The sequence below is a fragment of the Chryseobacterium elymi genome (assembly GCF_003385495.1).
Taxonomy (GTDB): domain Bacteria; phylum Bacteroidota; class Bacteroidia; order Flavobacteriales; family Weeksellaceae; genus Chryseobacterium; species Chryseobacterium elymi.
On record NZ_QNUH01000056.1, the window covers coordinates 1 to 1,955 of the forward strand.

The window sequence follows — 1,955 nt, forward strand, 5'->3', positions numbered from 1 at the left end:
CTCTATGGTAGGCTGGGTAACTTCTGTCAACCAGAGGGCTGAAGCTTCCATGCAGAGAATTAATGAATTCCTTGATAAGAAATCTGAGGTCATCAATACCAACTTTGAAGACTATCCTATTAAAGGAGATATTGAATTCAGAAATGTTTCGTACGTTTATCCGAATACAGGAATCAGAGCATTAGATAATTTAAGCTTTAAGATAAAGGCCGGGGAATCTCTTGCCATCATGGGTAAAACAGGAAGCGGAAAATCCACTATCGCCCTTCTGCTTTGCCGGCTTATTGATCCTACAGAAGGAGAAATCTTAATTGACGGTAAAAACCTGAAGGAGCATAATCTTACCAACTACAGAAACTTTATCGGATACATTCCCCAGGAAAGCTATTTATTTTCTGATTCAATCGAAAACAATATTGGTTTTGCTATTGACCATCCATCCCATGAAAAAGTGGTGGAATATGCTAAAATTGCAGACGTTGATAAAAATATTGTAGGATTTAAAGAGCAGTATAAAACACTTGTAGGTGAACGCGGCGTGATGCTTTCGGGGGGACAAAAGCAAAGAATATGTATTGCAAGAGCCTTAATTAAGGACCCAAATATCATTATTTTTGATGATTCCCTGTCTGCTCTGGATACGGAAACCGAGCAGAATATTCTTGAAAATATTGATAAAAAAATCAGCAATGCTACATCCATAATTATCACGCACAGAGAGTCTAGCGCTCAGAGAGCAGATAAAATCATCAACCTCACTGAAATTACCAATTCTGTAACCGCTTTGCAGTTTCGTTCTCAATTGTTAAATAAATCATAAAAAAAATTTTGTGATTAAAAGAATTCTTTTATATTTGTTCTTAACAAGATTAAAAAATATCTAACAATGAGTGAATACAAGGAACGCCATGAAAATGAAATTTTCACGAAGGTGTTAAAAGCAGGAAGAAGAACTTATTTCTTTGATGTGCGCGAGACGAAAGCAGGAGATTATTATCTTACGATTACCGAAAGTAAAAAGAACTTCGGAGAGAATGGAGAAGCTACATTCGAGAAACACAAAATCTATCTTTACAAGGAGGATTTTAAAAGTTTCCAAGAGATGTTTAATGAGTCCACAGATTTCATCATTAATGAAAAGGGTGAGGATGTAATATCAGAAAAGCATGACAAAGACTTCAAAAGCAAATCATTCACAATTGATTCTGACGACGAAGTTTAAAAAAGAATATTTCTAAAAACACAAGCATCTGAAAAAGATGCTTTTTTTATATCCAAACTGTGAATTTTTCCCGATAAATAACTTCAGACTTAAATTACACTACAAAAATCTTTAAATAAGTAAGAAGTATTTCGTAGTTTTAAAATCTAAAATTGGTGACGAAAATAGTATAAAATAAAAAAGTACACTTTAAAAAGTGTACTTTTCTTGGGTGAATGAGGGGTCTCGAACCCCCGACCTTCGGAACCACAATCCGACGCTCTAACCAACTGAGCTACAATCACCGTTTTGTGAGTGCAAATATAGGGAAGATTTTTTAATTACCAAACAATTCCATCAAAATTTTTCATTGCAATCAGCTTCTCAGACGTAAATCCCTCAGCATAAGCAACTCCCGATAACCTTCCTAAATCCTGTGCCCGGTATGTAAGACTTTCAAAAAAATCTTTTGTTGCAATCGGGGTAACCGGTTCATTGGAAGCCGGATCGTAGAACTGAGTTTTGAAGGCCATACATGCTTCAATTTTTTTATCCAGATGCTCTGATATATCAATAACAAATTCCGGTTTGATGTCTTTCCATTGGATATAATGAAAAATATGCTTCGGTCTCCACACTTCCTGATTTTCTCCTTCTAAAACGGTTTCAATTTTTCTAAGTCCGGATAAAAAGCATGCATCCGACACTAATTTCGCTCCTTTTGCATGATCCGGATGCCTATCATCAATGGCAT

Annotated in this window: 2 protein-coding genes, 1 tRNA gene and 1 pseudogene; 2 read left to right on the forward strand and 2 right to left on the reverse strand. The window is 35.6% G+C overall.

Annotated elements, in window-relative coordinates:
* Together DRF60_RS20790 and DRF60_RS20795 are read left to right on the forward strand one after the other, a co-directional pair.
* Positions 1-820, forward strand: an 820-nt coding sequence (locus tag DRF60_RS20790; protein ID WP_133297267.1) for an ABC transporter ATP-binding protein, incomplete at its 5' end; no start/stop codon positions are given.
* Positions 821-886: 66 nt separating this feature from the next.
* Entirely contained in the window at positions 887-1,222 is a 336-nt protein-coding gene (locus DRF60_RS20795; protein ID WP_034701927.1) for a DUF3276 family protein, read from the forward strand.
* A 209-nt stretch (positions 1,223-1,431) separates the two neighbouring features.
* Here DRF60_RS20795 and DRF60_RS20800 read toward each other — a convergent pair.
* Positions 1,432-1,507: transfer RNA gene (locus DRF60_RS20800), tRNA-His, on the reverse strand.
* Positions 1,508-1,542: 35 nt separating this feature from the next.
* Positions 1,543-1,955, reverse strand: a pseudogene (locus tag DRF60_RS20805) (bacillithiol biosynthesis deacetylase BshB1); the annotation flags it as partial.